Below are 4,548 nucleotides of genomic sequence, written 5' to 3'. Positions count from 1 at the left end.
CTCCAGGGGGCGGCCCGTCGAGGCGTACAGGCAGTCGGGGCCGACCGGGCGCTGGACGAGGGCCGGCCAGCCGCCCAGCTGGTGGAGCGGGGCGTTCTCCTGCCAGGTGTGTCGCGTCCAGGCAGCGTGCAGTTGGGCGTAGACCGGGAGGATGCCGCTGTAGATCGTCTCTACACGCCGGACGGCGGGCTCCTGGGGTGAGGGCAGCGAGAGGAATGGGGAGGCGGACAGGGTGGTCTCCGGGTAGGGGGTCGCCTTGGGCGTGGCGGTCTGGAGGGTGCCGGTGAAGACACGCCAGCCGTCTCGCTGTGCGGCTTCGTCGCCCCAGGGGCGCGGGGTCTCGGTCGCGTAGTAGAACGCGGTGGTCGACGTGGGCAGGCCGGGGATCTCGCCGAAGCGCGCGAAGGCGGCGAAGTCGATCGCGCCGAGGAAGCCCAGGGGACGGCCGTTCCACTCGGGCCATGGCTCGTCCGATGGGAGGAGGGGCGCGCCGCCGAGGCGGACGGGTACCCCGTCGCCGGTCCCGAGCCTCAGCGCCGGTCTCGCCAGCGGCAGCAGGACGGACGTGATCTCCGGCGCGAGGAAGGCGTCGAACAGGACGCGGAGCCTGCGGAACTGCGCGATGAAGTAGTCCATGCACGTAGCGTGACCCGGCCGGGCCGCTGCGCGCAGCATCCCGCGAAATTGTGGATAACTCAGCGTTCCAGGGCGCCCGCGAGCTGAACCAGGAAGCGGTCGACCTCCTGCTCGTCGTAGCCGGGACCCAGCCGCACGACGCGGAAGGCGCTTTCCCGCACGTCGCGGGCCGATACCGCCGGGGCCGTCCCGCGCAGGCCGGCGACCACGCGGTCCAGGAACGCGTCCACGTCCCGCACGTCGTAGCCGCTGCGCAGGCCCGCGCCGGAGAACCGGGCGTTCTGAATCCAGTTGATCAGCCAGGCGGGTTGCGCGCGCGGCCGTCCGGGACGTTCCGCGATCGGCGCCCTGGCCTGCAGCTCCCTGAGGCATTCGCGCAGTAACTCGTCCACGGCACGGCTGTCGTAGCCGCGCAGGACGATGTCGAAGCGGGTCCCGCGCACCTCCTCCGCGGAGACCGGCGGCCCGCCGTCCAGCGTCTGCGAGATCCGCTGCAGCAGGGTGTCGACCTGCTTCCGGTCATAGCCGCGCAAGGCCACCGGCAACCGCGCACCCGTCCTCACCGGTACCGTGCTCCTCCACCCGCGCCCGCGGGAGGCCAGGGCACGCCCGCGGCGCGCTCAGTCCTTGGTCGACGCGGCCAGCTGCCCGCAGGCCCCGTCGATCTCCCTGCCCCGAGTGTCGCGCACCGTGACCGGGACCCCGTGGGCCTCCAGGCGCCGGACGAATTCGCGCTCGTCCTCCGGCCGGGAGGCGGTCCACTTGGAACCCGGCGTCGGATTCAACGGGATCAGATTGACGTGTACGAGATTCCCGCGCAAGAGCCTGCCGAGAAGATCGGCCCTCCACGCCTGGTCGTTGACGTCCTTGATGAGGGCGTACTCGATCGAGACCCGGCGCCCGCTCCGGTCGGCGTAGGCCCAGGCGGCGTCCAGTACCTCCGACACCTTCCACCGGTTGTTGATGGGCACGAGGTCGTCGCGCAGTTCGTCGTCAGGGGCGTGCAGGGAGACCGCCAGCCGCACCGACATGTCCTCGGCTGCGAGCTTCTCGATCGCCGGGACGAGCCCGACCGTGGAAACCGTCACCGAGCGCTGGGAGATGCCCAGGCCGGCCGGTGCCGGGTCGGTGATGCGGCGTACGGCGCCTATGACCGCCTTGTAGTTGGCCAGGGGCTCGCCCATGCCCATGAAGACGATGTTGGAGACCCGCCCAGGCCCGCCCGGGATGCGCCCACGTGCGAGTGTGCGCGCGCCGGCGGCGACCTGCTCGACGATCTCCGCCGTAGAGAGGTTACGTGTCAGCCCGGCCTGGCCGGTCGCGCAGAAGGGGCAGTTCATGCCGCACCCGGCCTGGGAGGACACGCACATCGTGGCCCGGTCGGGATACCGCATCAGCACCGACTCGAACAGGACGCCGTCAAAGGCCTTCCAGACCGTCTTGAGCGTCGTCCCGCCGTCGCAGTCCAGTTCGCGGACCGGCGTCAGCAGCGACGGCAGCAGCTCCGAGACCAGGCGTTCGCGGACGGCGGCGGGCAGATCCGTCATCTTGGCGGGGTCGTCCACGAGGCGGGCGAAGTAGTGCCGCGACAGCTGGTCGGCACGGAAGGGCTTCTCCCCCAGCGCGGCGACCGCCTCCCGGCGCTCCGCCGTGGTCAGGTCGGCGAGATGCCTCGGCGGCTTGCCGCGCCTCGGGGCGGCGAAGACGAGCTTCGCCGGGGTCTTCTTGGGCGCGGTGCCGGTGGCGGCGGGCTGGGTCGTAGACATGGTCCTTCCAGTGTCGCAAACACCGGCCCGTGCCTCGTCCGTCCGCCGGTGGACGCCCTGACCAGTAGGGCGACATTCCTGCACATGACCTTGTGTGCGACTAAGGTCTCGATCATGTCGGTTTTGCGTAAGGGCGGGGCCTCTCCCCGGGGGTCCGCGGCCAAGGTCGTCCACGCCGCGGCGAGTCCGTACGGCAGCCGGCGGCTCGTCATCGAGACCGACGGCGACGTCACCGCGGCCTACCTGAAGGACGCGCGCGACTCGGTGGTCGGAGCCACGTGGGTCGCGAACCACCGGAAGGCCCCGCGGGACCTGGACCAGTCGCGGCTGGACGCCGGCCGCCCGCCCCTCCTGCCCGAGTCCCACCTGCGCGATCCGGCGGGACGCAAGGCGTTGGACACCGAATCCCTGGAGGTCGTGTGGTTCGAGGAGGGCGACGGAGTCGCCGTCCTGGAGGCCGGCGACCCGCTGTTCGTGATCCCCGGCTGGTCGGACATGGGGCGCGGCATCCCCGGATACGCGCGCGACGCCACCCGCCAGAGCCCCTTCGCCTTCCCCCTGGACGAGGAGATCGAGGACTTCGGGCCGCGCATCGAATCGGCGCGCGAGCACTGGAAGCGGTGCCGGGCCGACGACTCCTGGGCGGAGTTCCAGCAGTCGGTGCTCGGCCACCTGCTGCAATGGCTCGGCCCGAGTGGCCACTACTGGCACGACGTCGGACGGCAACTGGCGAGCGGCAGGGCGGGGGTCGCCCCGACGGTAGGGGTGTCGGAGCGTCCCGCGAAGGACGGCCGGGAGTTCACGGTGTTGAGCACCGTCGGAATGAGCCGCCAGCGCATGCCCACGGTCGAACTGTACGAAGACGACGTCGCCCCTTACGGACGGATCGAACTCGCCGTCGCCAGCACGCTCCCCAGCCAGAAGGCCGGCAGCATCTTCCCCTGGCTCGCGCAGTACCCGTGGCGGTCGGTGACCTGGTTCGCTCCGGGCGACGTCGTGAAGTGGTACCACGAGGCCCGGACGTTCCCGCTGGGCAGCGGTGAGTCGTCCTGGGAAGGCGTCCTGCTCCTGGACGATCCGAACCGTCTGACGGGCCCTGAGGCGCCCGCCCTGACGGGGCTCACGCTCAACGGCGACGCCGTCCGGTGGCTGTGGCTCGTGCCCATCACCGGTGAAGAGCACCGCTACGCGAAGAGCGAGGGATCGGACGCGCTCGTACGGCGCCTCGCGCAGCAGGGCCGCTCCTGGGTCATCTCCTAGGGTCTGCTAGAGCGGGCCCCTGGAGCGGCCTGCCCGCGTCCTAGGTCGGAAGGAAGAGCTCCAAGAGAAGCCACACGACGGGAGCCGTCGCGACCAGGGAGTCGAGGCGGTCCATCACCCCGCCGTGGCCCGGAAGGAGCGTTCCCATGTCCTTGATACCGAGATCACGCTTGACCATCGACTCGACGAGGTCGCCTGCGGTCGCGGTGACCACGGCGGCGAGGCCGATGATGACGCCTTGCCAGACCTGCCCGCCGTCCAGCAGCCACCACACCAGCCATCCGCCGACGGCCATGCAGGTGATGGCGGAACCGGTGACGCCCTCCCACGTCTTCTTCGGGCTGATCGTGGGGGCGAGCTTGTGCTTGCCCAGGAACGACCCTGCGAAATAACCGCCGATGTCACTGGCGACGGTCGTCGCGATGAAGATGACGATGCGGTGGTCTCCGTCGTCCGGCCGCATGAGCAGCGCGACGATCCCGCCCATCAGCACCAGGTAGCCGGCCACGAACGACCCGGCGGCGACGTCGCGGACGTATCCGTCGGCGCCCTCGGTCATCCGCGTCATCAGCAGCGCGAGCACCGTCAGCGACACCGCGGCGACCGCGGCGGTCGGCCCCCACACGTACGCGACGACCGGTGTGCCCACCATGCCCGTCGCGACCGGGATGAACGGGACGCGGATGTCGCGGCTCTTGAGCGCCTCGGTCAGCTCGCGCATGCCGAGGAAGAGGAACACGATCATCACGCCAAGGAAGATCTCCTTGACGGTGTAGAGCGACAGCAGGACCAGCGCGCCCAGGGCGACGCCGACGCCGACGGCGAGCGGCAGGTTGCGGCCCGTCCTGCTCTCACGCTTCCCTTCGGAAGCCTCGGGGGGCGCGTC

The 4,548-nt window shown here is 70.8% G+C and carries 5 protein-coding genes; 1 reads left to right on the top strand and 4 read right to left on the bottom strand.

Annotation, left to right across the window (positions count from 1 at the left end; all coding sequences use genetic code 11):
• The 3 genes from E1284_RS38640 to rlmN all read right to left on the bottom strand — a co-directional run.
• Positions 1 to 636: DUF1963 domain-containing protein (locus E1284_RS38640; protein WP_165965599.1), on the bottom strand; the 636-nt coding region annotated here is incomplete at its 3' end.
• Between the two features lie 59 nt (positions 637 to 695).
• Positions 696 to 1,199 carry a DivIVA domain-containing protein gene (locus tag E1284_RS38635; protein ID WP_131945094.1) on the bottom strand — a complete coding sequence of 168 codons (504 nt, stop codon included), beginning with the start codon at positions 1,197 to 1,199 and terminating at the stop codon, positions 696 to 698.
• Between the two features lie 57 nt (positions 1,200 to 1,256).
• Positions 1,257 to 2,402, bottom strand: coding sequence for a dual-specificity RNA methyltransferase RlmN (gene rlmN, locus E1284_RS38630; protein WP_131945093.1), 1,146 nt, complete (start codon positions 2,400 to 2,402; stop codon positions 1,257 to 1,259).
• Positions 2,403 to 2,516: 114 nt separating this feature from the next.
• Between rlmN and E1284_RS38625 the strand changes: the two genes are divergently transcribed.
• Positions 2,517 to 3,662, top strand: a complete 1,146-nt coding sequence (locus E1284_RS38625; RefSeq protein WP_131945092.1) for a suppressor of fused domain protein — start codon at positions 2,517 to 2,519, stop codon at positions 3,660 to 3,662.
• A 40-nt stretch (positions 3,663 to 3,702) separates the two neighbouring features.
• On the opposite strand, the gene E1284_RS38620 is transcribed toward E1284_RS38625, so the two are convergent.
• On the bottom strand, positions 3,703 to 4,548 hold an 846-nt coding region (locus tag E1284_RS38620), incomplete at its 5' end, for a phosphatidate cytidylyltransferase (RefSeq protein ID WP_341770470.1).

Source organism: Actinomadura bangladeshensis (assembly GCF_004348335.1).
In the GTDB taxonomy this organism is placed as follows: domain Bacteria; phylum Actinomycetota; class Actinomycetes; order Streptosporangiales; family Streptosporangiaceae; genus Spirillospora; species Spirillospora bangladeshensis.
This window is presented reverse-complemented; position numbering and strand designations above follow the sequence as displayed.

Excerpts from the sequence above, each read along its gene's own strand:
- rlmN (WP_131945093.1), bottom strand. The coding sequence starts at position 2,402 with ATGTCTACGACCCAGCCCGCCGCCACCGGCACCGCGCCCAAGAAGACC.
- E1284_RS38625 (WP_131945092.1), top strand. The coding sequence starts at position 2,517 with ATGTCGGTTTTGCGTAAGGGCGGGGCCTCTCCCCGGGGGTCCGCGGCC.